22 protein-coding genes are annotated in these 21928 nt (G+C 71.8%); 11 read left to right on the forward strand and 11 right to left on the reverse strand.

Going from position 1 to position 21928, the window contains the following annotated elements; all coding sequences use genetic code 11:
- Window positions 1-3 precede the first annotated feature (3 nt).
- Together AB0L00_RS40095 and AB0L00_RS40100 are read right to left on the reverse strand one after the other, a co-directional pair.
- On the reverse strand, window positions 4-816 hold the full coding sequence (locus tag AB0L00_RS40095) for an LLM class F420-dependent oxidoreductase (RefSeq protein ID WP_364442851.1): 813 nt from the start codon (window positions 814-816) through the stop codon (window positions 4-6).
- Between the two features lie 115 nt (window positions 817-931).
- On the reverse strand, window positions 932-1084 hold the full coding sequence (locus AB0L00_RS40100) for a hypothetical protein (protein ID WP_364442853.1): 153 nt from the start codon (window positions 1082-1084) through the stop codon (window positions 932-934).
- A 183-nt stretch (window positions 1085-1267) separates the two neighbouring features.
- Here AB0L00_RS40100 and AB0L00_RS40105 point away from each other — a divergent pair, with 183 nt between their 5' ends.
- Window positions 1268-1708 (forward strand): hypothetical protein, encoded by a 441-nt coding sequence (locus AB0L00_RS40105; RefSeq protein ID WP_364442855.1) that lies wholly within the window; start codon window positions 1268-1270, stop codon window positions 1706-1708.
- On the forward strand, window positions 1708-2007 hold the full coding sequence (locus AB0L00_RS40110; RefSeq protein ID WP_364442856.1) for a transcriptional regulator: 300 nt from the start codon (window positions 1708-1710) through the stop codon (window positions 2005-2007). Before AB0L00_RS40105 ends, AB0L00_RS40110 begins: the two co-directional genes overlap by 1 nt.
- Window positions 2008-2014: 7 nt before the next feature.
- Here the strand turns inward: AB0L00_RS40110 and mnmA are convergent, their stop codons facing one another.
- Window positions 2015-3106 (reverse strand): tRNA 2-thiouridine(34) synthase MnmA, encoded by a 1092-nt coding sequence (gene mnmA / locus AB0L00_RS40115; protein WP_364442858.1) that lies wholly within the window; start codon window positions 3104-3106, stop codon window positions 2015-2017.
- A 301-nt stretch (window positions 3107-3407) separates the two neighbouring features.
- Between mnmA and AB0L00_RS40120 the strand changes: the two genes are divergently transcribed.
- Both AB0L00_RS40120 and AB0L00_RS40125 read left to right on the forward strand, forming a co-directional pair.
- Entirely contained in the window at window positions 3408-4409 is a 1002-nt protein-coding gene (locus tag AB0L00_RS40120) for a DUF695 domain-containing protein (protein WP_364442859.1), read from the forward strand.
- A gap of 105 nt (window positions 4410-4514) precedes the next feature.
- Window positions 4515-5174, forward strand: a complete 660-nt coding sequence (locus tag AB0L00_RS40125) for a hypothetical protein (RefSeq protein WP_364442861.1) — start codon at window positions 4515-4517, stop codon at window positions 5172-5174.
- 144 nt (window positions 5175-5318) lie between these two features.
- Here AB0L00_RS40125 and AB0L00_RS40130 read toward each other — a convergent pair whose 3' ends face one another.
- Both AB0L00_RS40130 and AB0L00_RS40135 read right to left on the reverse strand, forming a co-directional pair.
- Window positions 5319-6473, reverse strand: a complete 1155-nt coding sequence (locus tag AB0L00_RS40130; RefSeq protein ID WP_364442862.1) for a cysteine desulfurase family protein — start codon at window positions 6471-6473, stop codon at window positions 5319-5321.
- 106 nt (window positions 6474-6579) lie between these two features.
- Window positions 6580-7275 (reverse strand): SDR family oxidoreductase, encoded by a 696-nt coding sequence (locus tag AB0L00_RS40135; RefSeq protein ID WP_364442863.1) that lies wholly within the window; start codon window positions 7273-7275, stop codon window positions 6580-6582.
- Window positions 7276-7343: 68 nt separating this feature from the next.
- On the opposite strand from AB0L00_RS40135, the gene AB0L00_RS40140 reads away from it, so the two are divergent.
- The 5 genes from AB0L00_RS40140 to AB0L00_RS40160 all read left to right on the forward strand — a co-directional run bounded on the left by AB0L00_RS40140 (window position 7344) and on the right by AB0L00_RS40160 (window position 12034).
- Complete coding sequence (locus tag AB0L00_RS40140) at window positions 7344-7931, forward strand: TetR/AcrR family transcriptional regulator (protein ID WP_364442864.1); 588 nt, start codon at window positions 7344-7346, stop codon at window positions 7929-7931.
- Window positions 7932-7963: 32 nt separating this feature from the next.
- On the forward strand, window positions 7964-8485 hold the full coding sequence (locus AB0L00_RS40145; protein WP_364442866.1) for a TetR/AcrR family transcriptional regulator: 522 nt from the start codon (window positions 7964-7966) through the stop codon (window positions 8483-8485).
- Between the two features lie 91 nt (window positions 8486-8576).
- Entirely contained in the window at window positions 8577-9773 is a 1197-nt protein-coding gene (locus AB0L00_RS40150) for an MFS transporter (RefSeq protein WP_364442867.1), read from the forward strand.
- A 95-nt stretch (window positions 9774-9868) separates the two neighbouring features.
- The gene (locus tag AB0L00_RS40155; RefSeq protein WP_364442869.1) at window positions 9869-11401 is read left to right on the forward strand and encodes a family 10 glycosylhydrolase; all 1533 of its coding nucleotides are present in this window, start codon (window positions 9869-9871) and stop codon (window positions 11399-11401) included.
- A 129-nt stretch (window positions 11402-11530) separates the two neighbouring features.
- Window positions 11531-12034, forward strand: a complete 504-nt coding sequence (locus tag AB0L00_RS40160; RefSeq protein WP_364442871.1) for a hypothetical protein — start codon at window positions 11531-11533, stop codon at window positions 12032-12034.
- Window positions 12035-12193: 159 nt separating this feature from the next.
- On the opposite strand, the gene AB0L00_RS40165 is transcribed toward AB0L00_RS40160, so the two are convergent.
- Entirely contained in the window at window positions 12194-14011 is a 1818-nt protein-coding gene (locus AB0L00_RS40165; RefSeq protein WP_364442872.1) for an N-acetylmuramoyl-L-alanine amidase, read from the reverse strand.
- A gap of 321 nt (window positions 14012-14332) precedes the next feature.
- Window positions 14333-15766 (reverse strand): DUF2079 domain-containing protein, encoded by a 1434-nt coding sequence (locus tag AB0L00_RS40170; protein ID WP_364442873.1) that lies wholly within the window; start codon window positions 15764-15766, stop codon window positions 14333-14335.
- Between the two features lie 86 nt (window positions 15767-15852).
- On the opposite strand from AB0L00_RS40170, the gene AB0L00_RS40175 reads away from it, so the two are divergent.
- Window positions 15853-16425: a sigma-70 family RNA polymerase sigma factor gene (locus AB0L00_RS40175; RefSeq protein WP_364442874.1), complete on the forward strand. Its 573-nt coding sequence runs from the start codon at window positions 15853-15855 to the stop codon at window positions 16423-16425.
- On the forward strand, window positions 16422-17360 hold the full coding sequence (locus AB0L00_RS40180; protein ID WP_364442876.1) for a hypothetical protein: 939 nt from the start codon (window positions 16422-16424) through the stop codon (window positions 17358-17360). Before AB0L00_RS40175 ends, AB0L00_RS40180 begins: the two co-directional genes overlap by 4 nt.
- 60 nt (window positions 17361-17420) lie before the next feature.
- Here AB0L00_RS40180 and AB0L00_RS40185 read toward each other — a convergent pair whose 3' ends face one another.
- The 4 genes from AB0L00_RS40185 to AB0L00_RS40200 all read right to left on the reverse strand — a co-directional run bounded on the left by AB0L00_RS40185 (window position 17421) and on the right by AB0L00_RS40200 (window position 21794).
- Window positions 17421-18371, reverse strand: coding sequence for an electron transfer flavoprotein subunit alpha/FixB family protein (locus AB0L00_RS40185; protein ID WP_345357197.1), 951 nt, complete (start codon window positions 18369-18371; stop codon window positions 17421-17423).
- 11 nt (window positions 18372-18382) lie between these two features.
- Complete coding sequence (locus AB0L00_RS40190) at window positions 18383-19162, reverse strand: electron transfer flavoprotein subunit beta/FixA family protein (RefSeq protein WP_364442878.1); 780 nt, start codon at window positions 19160-19162, stop codon at window positions 18383-18385.
- Between the two features lie 200 nt (window positions 19163-19362).
- Window positions 19363-20985: a serine/threonine-protein kinase gene (locus AB0L00_RS40195; protein WP_364442880.1), complete on the reverse strand. Its 1623-nt coding sequence runs from the start codon at window positions 20983-20985 to the stop codon at window positions 19363-19365.
- Between the two features lie 65 nt (window positions 20986-21050).
- Entirely contained in the window at window positions 21051-21794 is a 744-nt protein-coding gene (locus AB0L00_RS40200) for a hypothetical protein (RefSeq protein ID WP_364442881.1), read from the reverse strand.
- Window positions 21795-21928 lie beyond the last annotated feature (134 nt).

Raw genomic sequence — 21928 nt, forward strand, 5'->3', positions numbered from 1 at the left:
CCGTCAGGCGATGAGCTCGGCCATCCTGTCGAGGCGGCGCAGCGTCTCGTCGGCGGGCTTGGTCGGCAGGAACAGCAGGATCTCGTCCACCTCGGCGGCGATCAGCCCGTCGACGACCTCCCGCCTCGCGGGTGTGGCGTACACGTGGACCGGCACGTGGCGGCCGGCGCGCTCGCGCAGTTCCTTCACACCCTTCGCGAGGGCGTCGGTGTCCCCGGCGATGGGCAGCCATCCGTCGCCGTACTCCAGGACCCGGTCGAACGTCTTCGGTCCCCAGCCGCCGACGAGGATCGGCGGGGTCCGTACCGGCTTCGGCCAGGAGTACGTCGGGTCGAAGTCGACGTACTCGCCGTGGAACTCGGCCTCGTCCTTGGCCCAGAGCTCCTTCATGGCGAGCACCCGCTCGCGCATGAGCGCCATCCGGGTCTTCGGATCGGTGCCGTGGTGGCGCATCTCCTCGCGGTTCCAGCCGCCGCCGATGCCGAGCGCGGCGCGCCCGCCGGAGACCAGGTCCAGCGAGGCGACCTCCTTGGCGAACACGATCGGATCGCGCTGCGGGATCAGCGCGATGCCGGTGCCCAGCGTCAGCCGCTCGGTGACGACGGCCGCCGCGGTGAGCGCGACGATCGGGTCCAGCGTGCGGTAGTAGACGCGCGGCAGGTCACCGCCGCCCGGGTACGGCGTCTCGCGGCTCACTGGGATGTGCGTGTGCTCGGCGACGTACAGCGACGCGAACCCGCGTTCCTCCAGCGCCCGGCCGAGCTCGGCCGGTCCGATGCCCTCATCGGTCACGAAGGTCGATACACCGAATCTCATTCTCCCGAGCCTACGCGCCCACCGATCGCGGAGGTCTGCCGTAAGCGAGGAGGGATGAAGAGGGCCCGGCACGACGGCCGGGCCCTCACTTGTCACGACAGGATGGCGCAGGCGGTCACGACCGGCCGCTCTCCTGGCCTCCGGACCGGCCCGACTGGCCGGATCCGCCGCTATGGGTGCCCCTGGACTGACCCGACCGGCCGCTCCCCAGGCGGATCGTCTCCTGGTGCAGGGGGTGGCGGCCGACCTTCCGCTCGTTGTCCGACACGCTGATCATCTCCTCTTCGTTGGGTCCCGCACGGCGTGCGGGACTTCTTGGTGAGGACCGTCTGGGGCGGGCTGGAGTCGGCAACTCCCGATGTGGCCGCGGGTGCCTGCACACCATCTACTTTCCTCACGGGAAAGTAGATGGTACTTTCCCATCAGGAAAGTACGTCGCACGGGAGGAAGCATGACTCCAGAAGACGCTCTGCGCGAGATCCGGGACCGCGAGGACCAGACCACCGACGCCGCTCTCGGCCCGGTGCCGAGGTGGTTCGTCCTCAGCGGCGCCATCCTGCTCTGTGTGGCGGCCGCCATCCCCGATTACGTGTCCGGCCCCCTGCCCTACCAGGCCGTCCCGATCGCACTCCTCGTCGTACTCGGCGTGATCTCCAACCGGTCACGCCGCGCCCGCCTGCGCCGCGCCCGCTACACGAACAGGTCGGTGCTGTTCGTGCTGCTGATGATGGCGGCCGTGATCACCGTCTTCATCGGGCTGTACGTCGCCGCCTCACTGGCGGATTGGGCGTACCCCTCAACCATCGGAGCGGTCGGCATGGCACTGACGTGGGCCCTGATGGCGCCGTGGTTGAATCGGGCGATGAAGGCGACGCTGCGCCGGGAGCTCTGATGGAGGAAGGCTTCGACGAGTTCATCCACGTACCGGCGCGGCTGTCGATCGTGGCGCTCCTGGCCCCGGCCGAGTGGGTGGAGTTCCGGTTCCTCCGCGAGACCATCGGCACCAGCGACTCCGCCCTGTCCAAGCAGATCACCGCTCTGCAGGACGCCGGCTACGTCACCATCCGCAAGGAACGCTCGGGCACCGCCCGCCGGACCCTCATCCGGCTCACCGACCAGGGGCGCACCGCGTTCGCCGCCCACGCCGCGGCGCTGGAGCGCATCGTCGCGGCGGCCCGCTCGCATACCTGAGAAAGGCTCAGGCGCCGGCCTGAACGGTGCTCGCCGAGAACGTCGCCGCGATCGTCGCGGAACCGAGCACCCGGTCGCCGTCGTACAGCACGGCCGCCTGGCCCTTGGCCACTCCGCGCGCCGGCGCGTGCAGCGAGATCCGCAGCACGTCCCCGACCGGCACCGCCGAGCAGTCGTACACCTCACCGTGCGCCCGCAACTGCACCGTGCAGTCGTACGGCGCGGTGAGCGGCTCGCCCAGCCAGACCGGACGCTCGCCGTGGATCTCGTGGACGTCCAGGGCCTCGCGCGGCCCGACCGTCACCGTGTTGGTCACCGGCGAGATGTCGAGGACGTAGCGCGGCCGGCCGTCGGGCGCCGGGCGGCCGAGCCGCAGCCCCTTACGCTGGCCGATCGTGTAGGCGTACGCGCCGTCGTGCTCGCCGAGGACCTCCCCCGACGCGTCCACGATCCGCCCCTTCTCCGCGCCGAGCCGGTCGGCCAGGAAGCCCTGGGTGTCGCCGTCGGCGATGAAGCAGATGTCGTGGCTGTCCGGCTTGTCGGCGACCGCCAGCCCGCGCCGCTCGGCCTCCCGGCGCACCTCCGCCTTGGTCGTGTCGCCGAGCGGGAACATGGCGTGCGCCAGCTGCTCGCGGGTGCAGACGGCCAGGACGTACGACTGGTCCTTGCCGAGGTCGACGCTGCGCCGCAGCACCCCGTCGGCCAGCCGGGCGTGGTGACCGGTGCAGACCGCGTCGAACCCGAGCGCGAGCGCCTTGTCCAGCAGCGCCTGGAACTTGATCTTCTCGTTGCAGCGCAGGCACGGGTTGGGCGTACGGCCCGCGGCGTACTCGGCGACGAAGTCCTGGACGACGTCGCGGTCGAACCGCTCGGCCATGTCCCACACGTAGAAGGGAATGCCGATCACGTCGGCCGCCCGGCGGGCGTCACGCGCGTCCTCGAGCGTGCAGCACCCCCGCGCGCCGGTGCGGTACGACTGCGGGTTGGACGAGAGCGCGAGGTGCACGCCGGTCACCTCGTGACCGGCCTCGGCGGCACGGGCGGCGGCCACTGCGGAGTCGACACCGCCCGACATGGCGGCGAGTACGCGAAGAGTCATGACCTACACGAGGGTACGCGCTCACCCCCACCCCCCGCTCAGCCGTCTCAGGCGATAGCCCCCGAGAGACGCGCGAAGCCGGGCTCCCGGCTGTGCGGGGGTTCCCGGCTTCACTTCCAGACCCCTATGAGGTCGGCTAGTCGTCATGGCTTCGCGGACCACGACACACTCGTCAAGCGTTCCGTACATGGGCGGTCACGTTCGGCGATTGAGGGCTCGATGGGAACGGGCAAGATCTGGGTGCGGAATCGGGCGTGATTAGGCTGGAGAGGTCATTGTCGGCCGTACGATTGGCCGCACCATGGGAATCTTCCGACGCTCTCCAGGTACGCCTTCGCCCAACGCCGCCATCGCCCGGTTCTGGGAGTGGTGGCCGGAGGCCCGGGAACGGCTGGACGACGGCGTCCCCGAGGCACTCGCCGAGCAGATCAGCGCGCACGTCGAGGCGATGCACCCCGACCTGGAGTGGGAGATCGGGCCGGGACCGAGCCTGACGGTGAGCGGCGGCGGGGTCGGCGAGCTGCGCGGGATCGCGGAGCGCTGGTTCCGGGCGGCGCCCGACGACGGCTGGCAGTACCGCCCGGCGCGGACGGCCGATCCGGCCATGCTGGAGGGCAAGCTTCAGCTCGAAGACCACGAGTTCGACCTGAGCTATGTGCGTATGGGTCTGCGCGCGGACGCCCGGCGGGCCCGCGTCGACATCACCGCCTACCACCCGGACTTCCTGTTCGTGCCGGAGGAGACGCAGCTCGCCCTCACGTACCGCGTGCTGGACTGGGCGCTGGGCGAGGACGACGTCGCCCGGTGGACCGGCGACGTCACGGTGGTGACCGATGAGCCGATGGACGCGCTGCCGCCGTCGATGCTGTCCGCAGTGGTCGAGCAGGTCGCGGCGCCGTTCGGCGACCCGGCGTGGCTGACCGGTGAGGGCCGCACCCCGCTGGGCCACGCGGCACGGGTGGCCGTGCGCTTCCCGCTGCACCGGCAGGACCACCCGCTGTGCGACCTGTACGTCGCGGTGGCGCTGCCGTACGCGAACGCGAATCCGGACCGGCTCCCGGTCGAGCCGTCGGCGTCGGCGCTCCGGGACTTCGAGAAGTCGATCGAGGCGATGGGCGAGCGTGTCCTGCTGGCCGCGCACGAGAGCGGCGACGGGAGGCGGGTGTTCCACCTGTACGTCGACCCGGAGTCCGGCGCGGTCGCCGAGCTCGACCAGCTCGCGGCGGCCTGGTCGGAGGGCCGGGCCAAGGTCTCGTCCCAGCCGGATCCGGCGTGGGAGGTCCTGGAGCCGTACCAGCCGTAAGGCTCTGGCCGCATCCGGCCATCTCCGGCTGCGTACGCGAGCGTAGGCGGGTGCGTCCCAGTAAGTCAGAATCCACCCGGGGGATCTGGCGTCAAGGGGGCGCGCATGGCCGACATGGTGTTCTTCACCGACAACTACCAGGACCGTTCGACGAACGAGGGCTACCAGTTCGAGTTTTACTGCGGGCGCTGCGGCAACGGCTACACCTCACCGTTCCAGCATTCCGTGACCGGCTTCGGCGGACGGCTGCTGCAGATGGGCGGTGACCTGCTCGGCGGTGAGGTCGGCAGCAAGGCGTCCAACCTGGGCTTCGACGCCCAGTGGCTGCGGAGCGGCGTACGCGGGTCGACGCGGGACAAGGCGCTCGCCAAGGCCGTGGAACAGATGAAGCCGAACTTCACCCAGTGCCACCGCTGCGGGCAGTGGGTCTGCAACCAGATCTGCTGGAACGCCGAGCGCGGGCTCTGCACGACGTGCGCGCCACGGCTCGATCAGGAGATCGCGGGGATGCAGGCGGCGGCCCAGGTCGACCAGCTACGGGGCAAGATCGCGGCGCAGGACTGGACGAAGGGCGTCGGATACCAGGAGCAGGCGACGGGGCTGTGCGACAGCTGTCACCAGGAGTCGGGCGGCGGGAAGTTCTGCCGGAACTGCGGCACGCCCCAGGCCGCCGCGCCGACGGCACTGAAGAAGTACTGCACGAACTGCGGTAACCAGCTCGGCGACGCGAAGTTCTGTTCGGGGTGCGGCTGGCCCGCGGGCTGACGGCAGGCCGCATCGGCCCGGCGGGCGCGGTCGGCGCGCGCTGCGGGAGGCCGGGTCCGGCGGCAGCGGTCCGGTGGGCGTGGGCGGGGGCTCTGCGGGAGGCCGGGTCGGGCGGGCGCGGTCGGGGCTCTGTGGGAGGCAGGGTCAGGCGGCGCCGGCGCGGCGGGCGCGCTCGATGACGGGGCCGATGACGTCGGCGACGGCGTCGATGTCGGCCTGCGTGCTCGTGTGGCCGAGGGAGAACCGCAGCGAGCCCCGTGCCCGCGGCAGGTCGGCGCCCATCGCGAGGAGCACGTGGCTGGGTTCGGCGACGCCGGCCGAGCACGCCGACCCGGTCGAGCACTCGACCTCCCGGGCGTCGAGCAGCATCAGCAGGGCGTCGCCCTCGCAGCCGGGGAAGGACAGGTGGGCGTTGCCGGGGAGGCGGTTCTCGGGGTCGCCGTTGAGGACGACGTCGGGCACGGCCGCGCGGACGCGCTCGATGAGGTCGTCGCGGAGCCGGGCCAGGCGCTCCGCCTCGGCGGTCCGCCGGGAGACGGCGAGGCGCATCGCGGTGGCGAAGCCGGCGATCGCGGCGGCGTCGAGGGTGCCGGACCGTACGTCGCGTTCCTGGCCGCCGCCGTGCAGGACGGGAACGGGGTCCAGGCCCTTGGCGAGCAGCAGGGCACCGGCGCCGACCGGCCCGCCGATCTTGTGCCCGGTGACGGTCATCGCGTCCGTGCCGAACGTGATGGGGAGCTGCGCGACCGCCTGGACGGCGTCGGTGTGGAACGGAATGCCGTGCTCGCGGGCGATCGCGGCGAGCTCGGCGATCGGCTGCACCGTGCCGATCTCGTTGTTGGCCCACATGACGCTGACGACCGCCACCGTGCCGGGGTCGCGGTCGATGGCGGCGCGCAGGGTGTCGGGCCGGACCCGGCCGTCGGCGTCGACGGCCAGGTGCTCGACGCTCGCCCCCTCGCGGTCGGCCAGCCACTGCGCCGAGTCGAGCACGGCGTGGTGCTCGATCGCGCTGACCAGCACGCGGGTCCGGGCCGGATCGGCGCTCCGGCGGGTCCAGAAGATCCCTTTGAGCGCTAGGTTGTCGGCCTCGGTGCCGCCGCTGGTGAAGACCACCTCGCTGGGCCGGGCGCCCAGCGACTCGGCGATGATCTCGCGCGACTCCTCGACGACGCGCCGGGCGCGGCGGCCGGAGGCGTGCAGCGAGGAGGGGTTGCCGATGCGCGCGAGCTCCGCGGTCATCGCCTCGATCGCCTCGGGCAGCATCGGCGTGGTCGCCGCGTGATCTAGGTACACCATCGCGGCATCAGCCTATCCGCGCCGCCGTCGGCGGGCCACGGCGGTGGGGCCGGACGCCCGGGACGGCGGCGCGGACGGGCGACGCACGGTGGCGGCGCCGCAGCGGTCAGAGGCTCAGGCCGCCGTCGCAGGTGAGGACCCTGCCGGTGACGAAGCCGGCGCCCATGAGGTAGCGGACCGCGTCGGCGACGTCCTCGGGGCGGCCGACCCGGCGGACGGGCGTCTGCTCGGCGTAGGCGGCGAACTGCGCGCGCCGCTGCTCCTCGGGCAGGAAGGACCACCAGGGGGTGTCGATCACACCGGGCGAGACCGCGTTGACGCGGATCGGCGCGAGCTCGGCGGCCAGCGGCGGCACGGCCCGCTCCAGCGCCCCGTTGACCGCCGCCAGGCCCGCCGTGCCGGGCATCGAGCCCTGGGCGCTGGCGGCGGTGATGAACGTGATCGACCCGTCCTCGGCGATCGTGTCGAGGGCCGCCTGCGCCGCGAGGAGGTGCGGGAAGAACTTGCCCTCGAAACCGGCCCGCAGGTCGTCCATCTTCAGGTCCCGCAGGGCACCCGCGCCGCTCGCCCCGCTCAGCGCGAGCACCAGGTGGTCGAACCGGCCGTGCCGTCCGAAGAACGCCCGGACGTCCTCCGCCGACCGTCCGTCCACCGCCTCCGCGACGGCGACCTTCTCCGCGACCGCCTTCAGCTTCTCCGGGTCGCGCCCGGTCACGAGCACCTCGTCACCGTTCGCGGCACAACTCTCGGCGATCGCCAGTCCGACACCCGACGTACCGCCCAGCACGACTACGCGCATCATCTCTCCAAGTTTCTAGACGCTTCGTCTCGAAATATATTCCGAGACGGTCCGTCTTGTAAAGTGGGGGCATGGTCGACGGCACGCGACGTCCCGGCCGCCCGCGGAGCGAGGCGGCCCGGCTGGCGATCCTCAAGGCGACGCACGACGAACTCCTCGAGCGCGGCTACGGCGGGCTGACGATGGAGGGGATCGCGGCGCGGGCGGGGGTCGGCAAGCAGACGATCTACCGGTGGTGGCGGTCCAAGGCGGACGTCGCGCTGGACTCGCTGCTCAACGTGGCGTCGGAGGGCATCCCGATCCCCGACGAGGGCGGCCTCGAAGCCGACCTGAGCGCCTTCCTCAGCCGCACGTTCGGGATGCAGGAGTCGGAGGGGCCGGTACTGAAGGGCCTGCTGGCCCAGTCACTGCTCGATCCGGAGTTCGCCGAGGCCTTCCGCGACCACTTCCTCGCCGGCCGCCGGGCCGCCCTGCGCACGGTGCTGAACCAGGCCGTGGCGCGCGGCGAGATCCCCGCCGACGCGGACCTCGGCCTGTTGCACGACGTGGTGTACGGCGTGCTCTGGTACCGCCTGCTGTTCCGCACCGCTCCGCTGGACGACGAGGCGGCGCGGGGCATCGCGTCACTTATCGCCGGGTCTGTCCGTAATTGGGAATAACTGTACCGTCCGGACGGTATAGTAAGACTGTCATGAAACGAGATGCCCTCCTCGATGCCGCCGAGGCCCTGCTGTGCGAGCAGGGCACCCAGGCGCTCACGCTGTCCGCGGTCGCCGAGCGCGCCCAGGTCAGCAAGGGCGGGCTGCTCTACCACTTCCCCAACAAGGAAGCCCTGATCAGAGGGCTGGTGGAGCGGCTGATCGAGGAGTTCGACGCGCTGATCGCCTCGTACGAGACCGGCGGCCCCGGGTCGTACACCCGCGCCTTCGTCGAGGCGAACTTCGCCGTCGTCATGGACCGCGACCAGTCGCGGCTGCTGCGACGATGGGCGACGGTCAGCGCGGCGGCGGCCGACCCGGCCCTGCTCGCCCAGATCCGCGAGGCGATGCACCGCTGGCACGACCGGGACCCCGCCGACGATCCGGATCCGATCGCCGCGCAGATCGCGCGGCTGGCGGCAGAGGGGCTCTGGGAGGTCGTGATGCACGACCCCGGCCTCTATGACGAGGCGCAGCTGGAGACGCTGCGCGAACGGCTGCTCGGCTCGCTCTAGCGGCCGACCGACCACGAACGACCACACCGGCACCCATCGGGGGTGCCGGTCCTTTCCGTGCGCACCACGGCAAAAAGAGAGAGGTGAAATCATGACGTCTCGCGTCCTCGTCCGGGCCCGCCTGGGCACCGTGCTGACGTTCGCCCTGGCCGGCATGCTCTGCGGAGTCTGGGTGTCACGGACGCCGGCCCTCGCGGACAAGTTCGGGATGAGGGAAGGCGACGTCGGGATGGCCATCCTCGTCTGGGGGATCGGCGCGATCATCGCGATGCAGGGGCTGCGGGGCGTCATGGCGCGGCTGGGCGGTACCGCGGTCCTGCGGGTCGCCGCGCCGCTGACGGCGATCAGCGTGGCGCTGGTCGGGCTGGCGCCCACCCGGCCGCTGCTGTTCGTCGCCGTCGCGCTGTTCGGCATGACGTTCGGCCTGACCGACATCGGGATGAACGCCCAGGGCAGCGCCGTGGAACGGTCCTACGGCCGGCCGGTCATGAACAGCATGCACGCCGGATGGTGCGCCGGCGGCATCTCCGGGGGCCTGATCGGCTCCTTCAGCGCCTCGGCCGGGCTGTCGTTCGGCGAGACGCTCGTCGGCGGGGCGATCATCGCCCTCCCCGTGACGGTCGTCCTGGGCCGTACGTACATCGACGACCGGGCGCCCGCGTCGAGCGGCCAGGGCCGCACGCGGCTGCCGCTCGTCGTCTACCTCATCGGCGCGCTGGCGTTCGTCGCCTTCATGATGGAGGGCACGATCGCGGACTGGAGCGGGCTCTTCCTCAACCGGGAGCTCGGCGCCACGCAGGCGGTGGCCGCCCTGGCCTACCCGCTGTTCGAGGCCGCCATGCTCGGCGGCCGGCTCGTCGGCGACCGCGTCCGCGCCCGGCTGGGCACCCGCCGGATGCTGACGTACGCGGGGCTGGGCACGGCGGCCGCCGTCTCGATCGTCGTCCTCGCCCCGGCGACGCCGTTCGCGCTCGTCGGGTTCGGGATGGCCGGGCTGATGGTCTGCACCGTGGTGCCGACGACGATCTCGGTGGCCGGCTCGGTGGTGCCCGGCCGGTCCGCCTCGGCGGTCGGCCAGGTCGGCGCGATGGGGTACGGCGGTCTCGTCCTGGGACCCGTGGTGATCGGCTTCCTGGCGGACGCCGCCTCGCTGCGGGTCGGGCTCGGCCTGGCGGTCGTGCTGGCGCTGCTGATCGCGGCCAGTGCCCGGTTCGTCCCGGCGCGCCGTTTCATGGTCGTGGCGACCGAGCGGGACGTGGAGCCCGAGAAGGTCCGCCTGGCGGCCTGACCGGCGCGCGGACTCGCCGAGACAGGGCGCGGTGAATGATTTACATCAGATAGCCGAAGATCGTAAGTTCTCTTCCAGAGCCTGAGGAGAGCCACATGATCCTTCGCCGCGTCCTGTCTCTCACGACCGCCGCGCTGCTCGGCGGCGCACTCGCCGCCGGGCCGCTGACCACCCCCGCCACCGCCCGTACCACGACCTCCTGCCCCGCCCCGGCCACCGCGAACCGCCAGTTGCGGGGCGTGTGGATCGCCTCCGTCACCAACATCGACTGGCCGTCCGCGCCCGGCCTGTCCGTCGCCCGGCAGCAGGCGGAATACGTCCGCCTGCTGGACAACGCCGTGGCCCGCCACCTGAACGCCGTGTTCGTGCAGGTACGGCCGACCGCCGACGCGTTCTGGCCCTCGCCGTACGAGCCGTGGTCGCAGTACCTGACCGGCACGCAGGGCAAGAACCCGGGGTACGACCCCCTCGCCTTCCTCGTACGGGAGGCGCACGCGCGCGGCCTGGAGTTCCACGCCTGGATGAACCCCTACCGGGTGTCGATGAAGGCCGACCCGAGCCTGCTGTCGCCGGACCACCCGGCCCGCCGCCATCCCGGCTGGACGCACCCTTACGCCGGCAAGCTCTACTACGACCCCGGCATCCCCGACGTCCGCCACTTCGTGGAGCGGGCGATGCTCGACGCGGTACGCCGCTACGACATCGACGGCGTTCACTTCGACGACTACTTCTACCCCTACCCGAGCGGCACTGCGGACTTCCCCGACGACGCGACGTTCGCCGAGTACGGCTCCGGGTTCACCGACAAGGCCGCGTGGCGGCGGCACAACATCGACCTGCTGATCCAGGAGATGGACCGCCGGATCCACGCCCTCAAGCCGTGGGTGAAGTTCGGGGTCAGTCCGTTCGGCATCTGGCGCAACAAGAGCTCCGACCCCGACGGCTCGGACACGAACGGACTGGAGTCCTACACCGCGATCTCGGCCGACACCCGCGGCTGGGTGAAGAAGCGGTGGATCGACTACCTCGCCCCGCAGATCTACTGGTACATCGGGTTCGCCGTCGCCGACTACGCCAAGCTCGTCCCCTGGTGGGCCCGCCAGGTCGACGGCACCGGCGTGCAGCTCTACATCGGCCAGGCCGACTACCGGGAGGGCGCCGCCGGGCAGGCCGCGCCCTGGCAGGACCCGGCGGAGCTGTCCCGGCACCTGACGTTCGACCAGGGCTACCCGCAGGTGGCCGGGGACATCCACTTCAGCGCCAAGGACATGGACGCCGACCGGCTCGGCGCGGTGAGCCGGATGGTCGCCGACCACTACGCCCGCCCGGCGCTGGTCCCGCTGATGCCGAGGCTCGGCGGACGCGCCCCGCACCGGCCGCACCCCGCCGTCGCGGGCTCCGCCGTGACCTGGCGGCCCGTCACGGGCGCGGCGCGGTACGCCGTCTACCGGTTCGACGGCCCGGCCGCCGCCCGATGCGGCGTCGGCGCCGCCTCGCGCATCGCCGTGACCGGCGGGACCTCCTTCACGGATCCCACCGCCGAGCCCGGCAGGAGCTACGTCTACCTCGTGACCGCCCTCGACCGGTTGTGGCACGAGAGCGCGGCGGCGAAGGCCCACCCCGCCTGAGCGAAGAAAGTGCGCTGCCGTGACCTCGGAAGGTCACGGCAGCGCCGTGCGGTTGCCGGCTTCGGCCCCGCGCGGACGGTCGTCCCGTGAGAAAGCTCACCGCAGTACATCAAACAGGGAGACCGAAAAATGACTTCTGTAACCGTTCGGCTGACGCGCCCCACCACCGGCGCCAAGATCATGGAAGCCGTCCAGGCGATCGCCGAGCAGAGCAACAGGGGTTTCTACTACAGGCACGACTGGGAGGACGGCGACGTCTACTACATCGGTCAGACGTCGCAGCACCCGGAGCACTGCCTGCTCGTCATCCCCACGCGGGACGAGGAGTTCGTGCGGCCGGACTCGGAGTACGACCGGGTGATCGTCACCGGCCGGAACAAGGCGGTGCGGGACACCGACTTCCGCTTCTCCGGCAACACGGCCGCCATCAGGGTCGCGCGCGAGTTCGGCGCGACCCTGGAGCGTCACCTGTCCGGCGAGAACGAGGCCGAGCCGCCGTCCGCGTGGCCGCAAGAGATCATCGTCTGTGCTCTCTGCGAACTGACCCCGACCTCGGTCAACGGCCGGAAGTCGTGCGACAAGCACGGGTTCAACCCGCCGACCCGCACGGTGAGGGTCACGCGCGTGGCCTGAGTCGGGGACCGGAAGCCGTCGGCACAACGGTGCCCGGCTCTGGCCGGGGTGACCCCTCAACAGGTGACGGTCATCGACCATCACCCCCGACCATCAAGGCTCCGGCACCAGCCGGAGCCTCCCCCCAAAGGGCCCGGCACCGCCGGGCCCTTCCTGCTGCTAACCGACGGTCGAGACCGTGACGTCCCCGGCCTTGACGAAGTAGGCGCGGTGGCCGAACTGGATCTCGTAGTACTTCGTCCCGTCCTTGTACACCACGTGCTTGGCGCTGTCGTAGGTGACGGAGTGGAAGTACTCACCGGTCTCGGTGCCGAGGAGGGCGTACTTCTGGCCGGCGGCGACCGTGTACTTCAGCGGCTCGGCGACCCGGTCCGCCGGCGGGGTGACGGAAAGCTTCGCCGGGTAGGCCATGCCCCAGATCTGCGCCCCCTTCTTCAGGGTGACGATCTGCCCCGGCGCGGCGACGGCCCTCCGAAGGGCCGTGGAGTTGTAGAACCACGCCTTCTGCCCGAGGTACCAGATCGCCGTCCAGCCCCCCTTCTTCTCGGCGACCGCGTAGATCTGGCCGGTCGACGCCCGCGAGGAGTGGTCGTAGACGCTCATCGTCGCCTTGCCGCTGCCGGGGTGCGCGCCGACGTCCTTGACCAGCGGGGCGGTCTTGCTCGGCGCGGAGCGCAGAATGATCGACGCGCCGCCGTGCGACGGGCACTTCGCCGTGGGGTGGGCGGAGTCACAGCCGGTGTAAGACCACTTGTTCTTGGCGTAGTCCGGCAGGATCATCACCCGGCTCCCGAGCGTGGCCGCGCCCTTCAGCGGCTTGCCGAGCAGGGAGAAGTAGTGCGCCCAGTCCCAGTACGGGCCCGGGTCCTGGTGCATCTCGGAGACGGCGCTCATGGCCCGGCCGGGCACGTTGTCATGGCCGAGGATGTGCCCCCGGTCCAGCGGGACGCCGTAGGTCGCGGCCAGGTGGGCGACCAGCTTCGCCGAGGCGCGGTACATCGCCTCGGTGAACCACGTGCCCTTGGCGACGTAGCCCTCGTGCTCGATGCCGATCGACTTCGAGTTGACGTACCAGTTCCCGGCGTGCCGGGGGACGTCCTTGACCCGCACATGCTGGGCGACGTGCCCGTCCTTCGACCGGATCGTGAAGTGCCACGCCAGGTAGGTCGGGTCCTGCACCGACTTCACCGCCGACGTGTACGACGACTCGGTGTCGTGGATGACGATGTAGTCGATCTTCTGCTGGGCGGGCCGGTTCGCCGTCTCGTGGTTGCCGTACTTGCTGGGGTCCTTCGAGTCCAGCTGCTTGTATGGCGCCGGAATCCACTCGCACTTCAGGCTCGCAGGGCAGTCGGTGGCCGCGGCCGTGGCGCTCACGCCCTGGGAGGCCGCCGGGGCGGCCTTCGGGTCGGCGGCGAGCGTGACCCGCTCGCCGTCGTCCGTGGTCCGGGTCTCGCCGGAGCGGATCACCGAGAAGACCTCGTCGGCGAACCAGGCGCTCCCGCCGTAGCGGGTGACGGCGGCGTACCACTGCGCCGGGTCGACGCCGAGCGGCTTGTGCGCGTCGCGCTGGTACTTCGCCAGCAGCGCCGCCCCGCCCGCGATATTGGCGGCCGGGTCGGTGCGCAGCTTCGCCGCGTCGACGCCGGTCAGCTTGGCCGCCTCCGGCAGGGTCTGGGGATCCGAGGAGGCGGCGGCGACCTGGGTCAGGTGCATCGGGCCGTACCCACCGCTCACGCTCGGCAGGCCGTCGTTGGCGTCCCAGCGCGACTCCAGGTACGACACTCCGAGCAGGACGCTCTCCGGCACCTTGTACCGCTTCGCCGCGGCGGCGTACGCCACCTGCCGCGTCTGCGAGGACGAGGACTGCAGACCCGCCGATGACGAGGACGAGGACTGCTGGACATAGACGGTGCCGGCGGCGAGGGCCGCCACCAGGGCGGCCCCCGCCCCTATCGCACGACGTCGGTTGGACATTCGACGCTTCCCCCAAGATCAAATCGACTCGGGGAAGAGTGCTCCGGCCCGTCAGCCCGCGTCAACCGAAACGTCAGAATTCGTCACTGTTCAGCGGACGCCGTAGGCGCGGATCACCGTCTGGTCGCCCAGTCCTGCGCCGTGCCCGGTTCGTCGCTGGTGGCACGACGTTCCCGGCGGCGTCGCGCAGGGTCGAGGTGCCCGTCATGTGCGCGTACGGACCGAGGTCGCTCTTCGCGTCGGCGGAGGACAGCATCGACATGATCAGCGCCGGTTCTCCGGGCCTTCGTTCCCTGGGTGTCCGGCACGTCGTCCGGCGTTTCAGGACCCTCTCCAGGCGACCGGGCCCTCCTTGTCGCGGGCCAGGAGGATGTAGCCGCCGGCCCGGGCGACCTCGTCGTAGTTCGCGTTGGGATGGAGGTGGTGGACGAGGTCGAGCGGATCCCCGTCGTCCGGCGACCGCAGCCGGAACGTGATGTAGTCCGGGATGACGCCCTTGGCGGCGCCGATCCAGTAGACCGTCGTGCGCCGGGTCAACCGGCTGATCGGCAGAACGTCGCTCTCGACGGTCGCGCCGTCCGGGATCTTCCGGAGCAGCCTCTTCACGGCGACGGTCCGGGCATCGACCCGGTACGTCCCCCAGTGCAGGAGCGTCCCCAGCGGAAGGGTCGTCGTGAGCGCGAGCGCGGCGACCGCCACCGCGGCCGGGAGCCGGGCCGCGTACTCCCGCGCCCAGCGCGGCCCGTCCGTACGCGCCCGGGTCCGCGCGAGCGCGTCGACGAGCGCCAGGAGGACGACCGGCATCAGCACGGCGCTGTAGTGCCAGTCCAGACCCCAGTAGTGGGCGTCCTGCGAGGCCAGGCGCCAGCCGATCGTCGGCACGGCGACGAGGAGGAGCGGGGACCGCAGCGCGTACAGGCCGCTGGTGGGAACCAGGATCCACAGCACGGTGCGGATCGCGATGCCGGGCGGCACGTGGCGGGCACCGGACACGCCATGGCCGGTCAGCTTCTGCCAGTACCCGTAGTCGCCGCCGTGGTTGAACGCCGGGATCATCACCAGGAGGGCGAGGACGGTGCACGCCACCCCGAACGCGACGAGCGCGACCGCGCACGGGAGGACCCGGGAGGCGGCGGGGTCCCGCCACGCCCGCAGGGCGACGACGAGGCCGACCGCCGCGGCCGTCAGCCCCATGTCCTCCTTGACGAGGACGAGCGGGAGCGCCCACGCCATCGCCGCCCACCACCGCCCGCGCAGGATCGCCTCCAGCGACAGGGCGAGCAGCGGCATCGCGAACGCGATCTCGTGGAAGTCGAACTCGATCGCGCGCTGGACGCCCCAGGACAGCCCGTAGGCGACGCCGATCGCCAGGCCCCGTCCGCGCCCGAGAAGGCGCGCCGCGACCCGGGTGATCGGGATGGCGGCGGACGCGAACAGCGCCGCCTGGACGACGAGCAGGGTGACCGGCGTCGGGAAGATCCGGTAGAGCGGTGCGAGCAGCGCGATGATCGGGCTGAAGTGATCGCCGAGGATGTTCACGCCGGGGCCCTTGATGTCCACGATCGGGGCGCGCAGGTGCGCGTAGCCGCGGACGGCCTGCTCGAAGATCCCCAGGTCCCAGGACAGCGTCGCCATGCGGCGATACCGCGTGAGCGACAACGCCGCGTACGCGAGGAGGAAGGCGCCCGCGAGCCGGTACGGATCCCAGCGAGGTTCCGCCCAGGAGCGGCGAACTGCCCGGACATAGGTGATCATTCCGCGAAATGTTACGGGGCGCCCGGACAGGTTCGGGGTGAGCGCACGCACTGCGCGGGCCGGTACCCGAGCGAGAGGAGAGAGGCTTGGAACCTCTCGACCACAGGAAGCGAAGATTCGCGGAGATCTACGCGGCCTGTCACGACCCCGTTCTCGGCTACGTCATGCGACGCACCGAGAACGGGCACGACGCCGCGGACATCCTCGCCGAGACCTTCCTGATCGCCTGGCGGCGGCTCGACGACGTACCCACCGGCGACGGGGCCCGTCCCTGGCTGTACGGCGTGGCGAGGCGGGTCCTCGCCAACCACCGCCGCGGGGAGCGGCGGCGCACGGCTCTCGGCGACCGGTTGCGCGCCGACCTGGGGGTCGCCGTCCAGGCGATCGAGGACCGCGAGGTGTCCGGCGCGGTCGCCGAGGCGTTCCGCAGCCTGTCCGAAGACGACCGGGAGCTGCTGTCGCTGGTCGGCTGGGAGGGCCTGGACGCCGGGCAGATCGCGACGGTCCTCGGCTGCTCGCGCAACGCCGTACGGATCCGGCTGCACCGCGCGCGCAAGCGGTTCGCCCGCGCGCTCGCGGACCGGGAGGCCAGAGAAGCCCGGGAGACCCGCGCGGAGACCCACCACCACGCGCGGATCGCGAAGGGGGAACACGCATGAACCACGAAGAGCTGATCGGGCGACTGGCGCCCGTCACGGACGAGGAGGCGGCCCACATGGTGAGCCCGAGGACCAAGAGCGACCTGGCCGAGCGGATCATGTCCACCGCCGTGCCGGAGAGACGACCGGCACGGCGCCGCCGGGCCCTGGTCATCGGCCTGCCGCTGGCCGCGGCGGGGGTCGCCGCGTCCGTCGTCGCCGCGTCCGTGCTGTCCGGTTCACCGTCCCCGCAGAGGCAGACGCCGCAGGCGGTGCGGAGCGTCTCGCCGAAGATCCAGTTGGCGGCGCTGACCTTCTCCACCCAGGGCCGGTACCTGATCGTGAAGGTCAAGGACCCGCTCGCCGATCCGGCGCGGTACCGGAAGGAGTTCGCCGCGCACGGGATGAACATCGACCTGAGGCTCGTCCCGGTGTCGCCGTCGATCGTCGGCACGGTGGTGATGTCGGAGTCAGAGGGCAACGCGGTCAAGGTGATCTCGGCGCGAGGCAAGTGCCGCACCGGGGGCGGCGGCGACTGCCCGGTCGGCTTGAAGATCCCGATCGACTACAAGGCACACTCGATGGAAGTGTTCGGACGGGCGGCCCGGCCCGGCGAGCATTACGACTCCACCGCCCCGGTCGACGCGCCGGGCGAGATGATGCACGGGCTGTCGTTCCGTGGCCGTACGGTCGCCGAGGTCCTGGCGATGCTGAAGAAGCGGCACGTCACCGTGCCGCAGTATCGATACCTGGCGGCGAACGGCGACAACCGGCCGTACCAGAACGGCGTGCCGCCGGCGAAGGTGAAGCCGGGATGGTTCGTGCACGACGCCGACCCCTGGGCACAGGGCCAGGTCCTGCTGTTCGTCGGCCCGACCCGGAAGGTGCACGAGGGCGCGGGCTCTCCGTTCCCGCCGGCTCCGGGCTCTCCGCGCCCGACGCCGACGGCGCACTGACGGACCCGGAGACGGCGACGCCCCGGCGGGAGATCCGCCGGGGCGTCGTCGCGCGCGAGGTCACTTGCGCTTGGTGATCTCCTCGGTGAGCTGCGGGGCGACCTGGAACAGGTCGCCCACGATGCCGTAGTCGACCAGCTCGAAGATCGGCGCGTCCGGGTCCTTGTTGATCGCGACGATCGTCTTGGAGGTCTGCATGCCGGCCCGGTGCTGGATGGCGCCGGAGATGCCGACCGCGACGTACAGCTGCGGTGACACCGTCTTGCCGGTCTGGCCCACCTGGAAGGTATGGGGGTACCAGCCGGCGTCGGTCGCGGCGCGCGAGGCGCCTACGGCCGCGCCGAGCGAGTCGGCCAGCTCCTCGATGAGCTTGAAGTTGTCGGCGCCGCCGACACCCCGGCCGCCGGAGACCACGATCGCGGCCTCGGTCAGCTCCGGGCGCTCGCCCTTCTCCTGCACGACCTTCTCGACGACCTTGGCCGCCTTGGCCGCGTCGGACAGCGTCACCGACACCTGCTCCTCGGCCGGCGTCGACGGCGCGGCCTCGGGGGCGGTGGAGTTCGGGCGGACCGCGATGATCGGCGTGCCCTTCGACACCTTGGCGTGCGAGACGATGGCGCCACCGAAGATCGAGTGCTCGCCGACGAAACCGTCCGCCACGTCGACGACGTCGGTGAGGACGCCGGACTCGGTCTTGACCGCGAGACGTCCCGCGATCTCCTTGCCCTCGCCCGTCGCGGCGACGAGGACCGCCGCCGGCGACGTGTCGGCGACGAGCTGCGCCAGGAGCTCGGCCTTCGGCGCGACGACGTAGGAGGTCAGCTCCTCGTCGGCGGCGACGTAGACCTTGGCCGCGCCGTACTCGGCGAGCTTGTCCTTGGCGCCCTCGTAGCCCGGGCCGATCCATACCGCCGCGGCGTCGCCGTGCCGGCGCGCGAGCGTCAGCAGCTCGAAGGTGACCTTCTTGACCTCTCCGTCGACATGGTCGACGAGGACGAGAATCTCCGCCATTTCCCCGCCTCTCAGATGAACTTCTTGGACGCGAGGAACTCGGCGACCTTCACGCCGCCGTCGCCCTCGTCCTTGACGATCTGGCCCTTCTCGCGCGGCGGCGCGCCGGCGAAGTCGACGACCTCGGTCGAGGCTCCGGCGAGCCCGACCTTGGCGGCGTCGATCTCGGCGTCGGCGACGGCGAGCTTCTCGACCGGCTTCTTCTTGGCCGCCATGATCCCCTTGAACGAGGGGTACCGCGGCTCGTTGATCTTCTCGACGACGCTGACGACGGCGGGAAGGCTCGCCTCGACACGGTCGAAACCGTAGTCCGTGAGCCGCTGCGCCTTGAGCGCCGAGCCGTCGATCTCCACCTTGTTGGCCAGCGTCACCTGGGGCACGCCGAGCCGCTCGGACAGCATCCCGGCCAGCAGGCCGGTACGGGCGTCGGTCGACTCCGAACCGAGGATGACGATGTCGAAGCCGATCTTCTTGAGCACCTGCGCGAGCGCGTAGGAGGTCGACAGCGCGTCCGAGCCGTGCAGCGCCTCGTCCGACACGTGAACGGCCTTGTCGGCGCCCATGGCCAGGGCCTTGCGGATCGACTCCGACGCCTTCTCGGGACCCATGGTGAGGACGGTCACCTCACCGCCGTGGGCCTCCTTGATGGTCAGGGCCTCCTCGACGGCGTACTCGTCGAGCTCGTTGATGACGCCATCGGCGGCCTCACGGTCGAGGGTCTTGTCGTCGGACCGCAGCTTGCGTTCGGTCGCCGTGTCGGGAACCTGCTTCACGCAGACGACGATGTTCATATGGTGTCCGCCCTCCCTGCACACTTCATCTACGCGCTCCTCCGGCACGACGGGCGCCGCCCCTGCGGGCGACGCGGGCTGACGCGTTGGACGCCCCAAGCCTGCCAAACGCCCGAAAGTGATTCGGCCCCGGGGCATCCACTCGCATCGCCCCCGATGTTACCCACGGGTAGCGACTCCGCAAAGTCCGTCTGCCCCGATCAAGGCACGATGACCGGCCACCATGCCGGGAACGGGATGCCGACCACCGCCAGCGCCAGCGCTCCGGCGGCCAGCACGGCCAGTGCCAGCCGGACCCGACGGTGTTCGGCGGCGTAGCGTGCGCGCACGAGCGCCGCCGCGACCGCGAGCACGCCGAGGGGCAGCGCCAGTGCCCGGTCGCGCGGCACGACCGACCACCAGGTGATCCCGAGCACCGCGCCGTACCCGACCAGCATGGCGAGGACCAGCGCCACCAGCCGCACCACCGTCTGCGCCGGAACCGCGACGAGAGCGGCGAGGACCGACCCCAGGCGGGCGAGCCGGCCGACCCGGGCGGCCGTCCGGCGGCGGGCGCGCGCGATGGCGTCCCAGGCGTAGCCCGCGGCACAGGCCGACAGGATCGTCGCGACGGCCAGGACCGGCAGGGCGTAGCAGGCGGCCGGAACGGCGAGCGCCGCCGTTCCCCGCAGCAGACGCGACGGCAGACCGCGGCGCCGGCCTTTGGAGCCGGACTCGACGGGCCGCTCCCCCACCGGGAATTCCTCCGGGCCTGGAGGCTCGCCCGCCATCGGGGCGGCGGGAGCGTCCGGGACGGCGGCCGCCTCGACGACCGGATCACCCGATGCCCGGTCCGCTTCCGGGAACCGGTCCGCTTCCCGGAACCGGTCCGCCGGAGCGGAACCGACCGGCGCCCGACCCGCCGAAGCCCGACCGTCCGGCGCCGGGCCGCCCCGGCCCCGACCGTCCGGAACCGGGCCGACTCGAGCCCGGCCGTCCGGTGCCGGGGCGGCCGTCGCCGGCGGTCGGCTGGGGACGGCGGTCGGCCGGGGCCGGTTCCGTACCGCGAGCTCCTCCAGGAGGTCGCCCGTGCCCGGACGCGACTGCGGGTCGAGCGCCAGCGCGGCCTCCAGCGTCGCCCGCAGCCCGCCCGGCACGCCGCGCAGGTCGTGCCGGCCGCGCAGCACGCGGGAGAAGATCGCCTGCGCCGGCCCCGGGCCGTACGGCGATCGGCCGGTGGCCGCGAACGCGACCGTGCCCGCCCAGGAGAAGACGTCGGCGGCCGGTCCGGCCCGCTCCCCGTCGAGGATCTCCGGGGCCAGGTAGCCGGGCGTGCCGATCGCCGTGCCGGTACGCGTCAGCCGGGTCGCGTCCAGCACGTGCGCGAGGCCGAAGTCGATGACGACCGGATCGCGGTCGACGAGGATCACGTTGGCCGGCTTGAGATCGCGGTGGACGACCCCGGCCGCGTGGATCACGTGCAGCGCGCGGGCCAGCCCGCGCGCCACCCTCAGCAGCCCCGCGCCCCGGATCGGGCCGTCGCGGCGCACGCACAGGTCCAGGGAGCGGCCCTGGACGTACCTGGTGACGACGTACGGACGGCGGCCGGTGAAGTCCGCGTCGACCACCTCGGCGACGTACGGGCTGCGGACCCGGCGCATCGTCGCGACCTCGCGTTCGAGGCGACGGCGGGCCAGCGGGTCGCGGGCGACGGCGGGGTGCAGGATCTTGACCGCGACCGTGCTGCCGTCCGGGGCCAGCGCGAGGTGCACCTCGCCCATGCCGCCGACACCGATCTCCTCGAGGAGCCGGTAGGGGCCGAGACTCTCGCGCAGGGACGTCATTGGGGGGATTCCGCGGTCGACGGGCTACCGCATGATCGTAAATCTTCGGCCCGGCGGGCCCCCGGTCACGACACGCGCTGTTGGATCGAGGTCTGGAACCGGGAGAGCTCCTGGGCGATGGTGTTCTCCAGCTCGTACATGGGGGCGAAGGTCGGCCTGAGCACGATCGCCGCGGCCAGGACGGCGAGTGTCACCACGCACAGGAGCGCTCCGATCACCGCGATGCGGCGCGGTCCCGAGGCGAGCGCGATGAACACCTGAACGAGATGCCGGCGCGGCACCCGGACGCCCGGCGCGGCCAGCAGGACGAACGCCGCGGCCCCGGCCCCCCAGGCCGCCGCGACCAGCGGCGCGACCTGGACGTCGACGGCCGCCGCCGCCATGATCGCCATCGGCACGACGACCGCGAACACCGCGGCGTAGGGCACGGTGAGCAACGTCCCCGCGACGCCGCGGATCAGGTCCAGCGGCGCGGTCAGCGGGCCGACCGTCAGCCGCAGCGGCGTCGCGGGATGCCGGCGCGCGTGCGCCTGCCCGGCCCGTAGGTACGACGCGCCCGCCAGCGCCAGCAGGAGCCCGAAGAACGGCGTGAGGACGGCGATCCCGAACACGCTCGCGACGACGAGATACGTGAAGAGCCGTGACCAGCCCTCGACGACGGCGTCGACGGTCTCCTGGGCCTCCAGCGGCGGGTCGGAGACCGCGCCGGATGTCTCATCCCACGTCATCGGTGCGCGGCGCGTGCCCCCGGCCATCGGGCCGGAGAGGAACGCCGTTCCCTCCTCGAAATGTCGCTGGGGTCCCCGCATCGGGCGGACGTGAAGGCGATGCCACACTACCGCGCCACGGGGTCCGACCGGCGCGACGCGGCCGACACGCCGCGCGTGTCCGCGAGCCCGTGGCTGCGTCGTCCGCCCCGAGCGGGGACGCACCGCGGGTGTCC

The organism is Actinoallomurus sp. NPDC052308 (genome assembly GCF_040679195.1).
In the GTDB taxonomy this organism is placed as follows: domain Bacteria; phylum Actinomycetota; class Actinomycetes; order Streptosporangiales; family Streptosporangiaceae; genus Actinoallomurus; species Actinoallomurus liliacearum.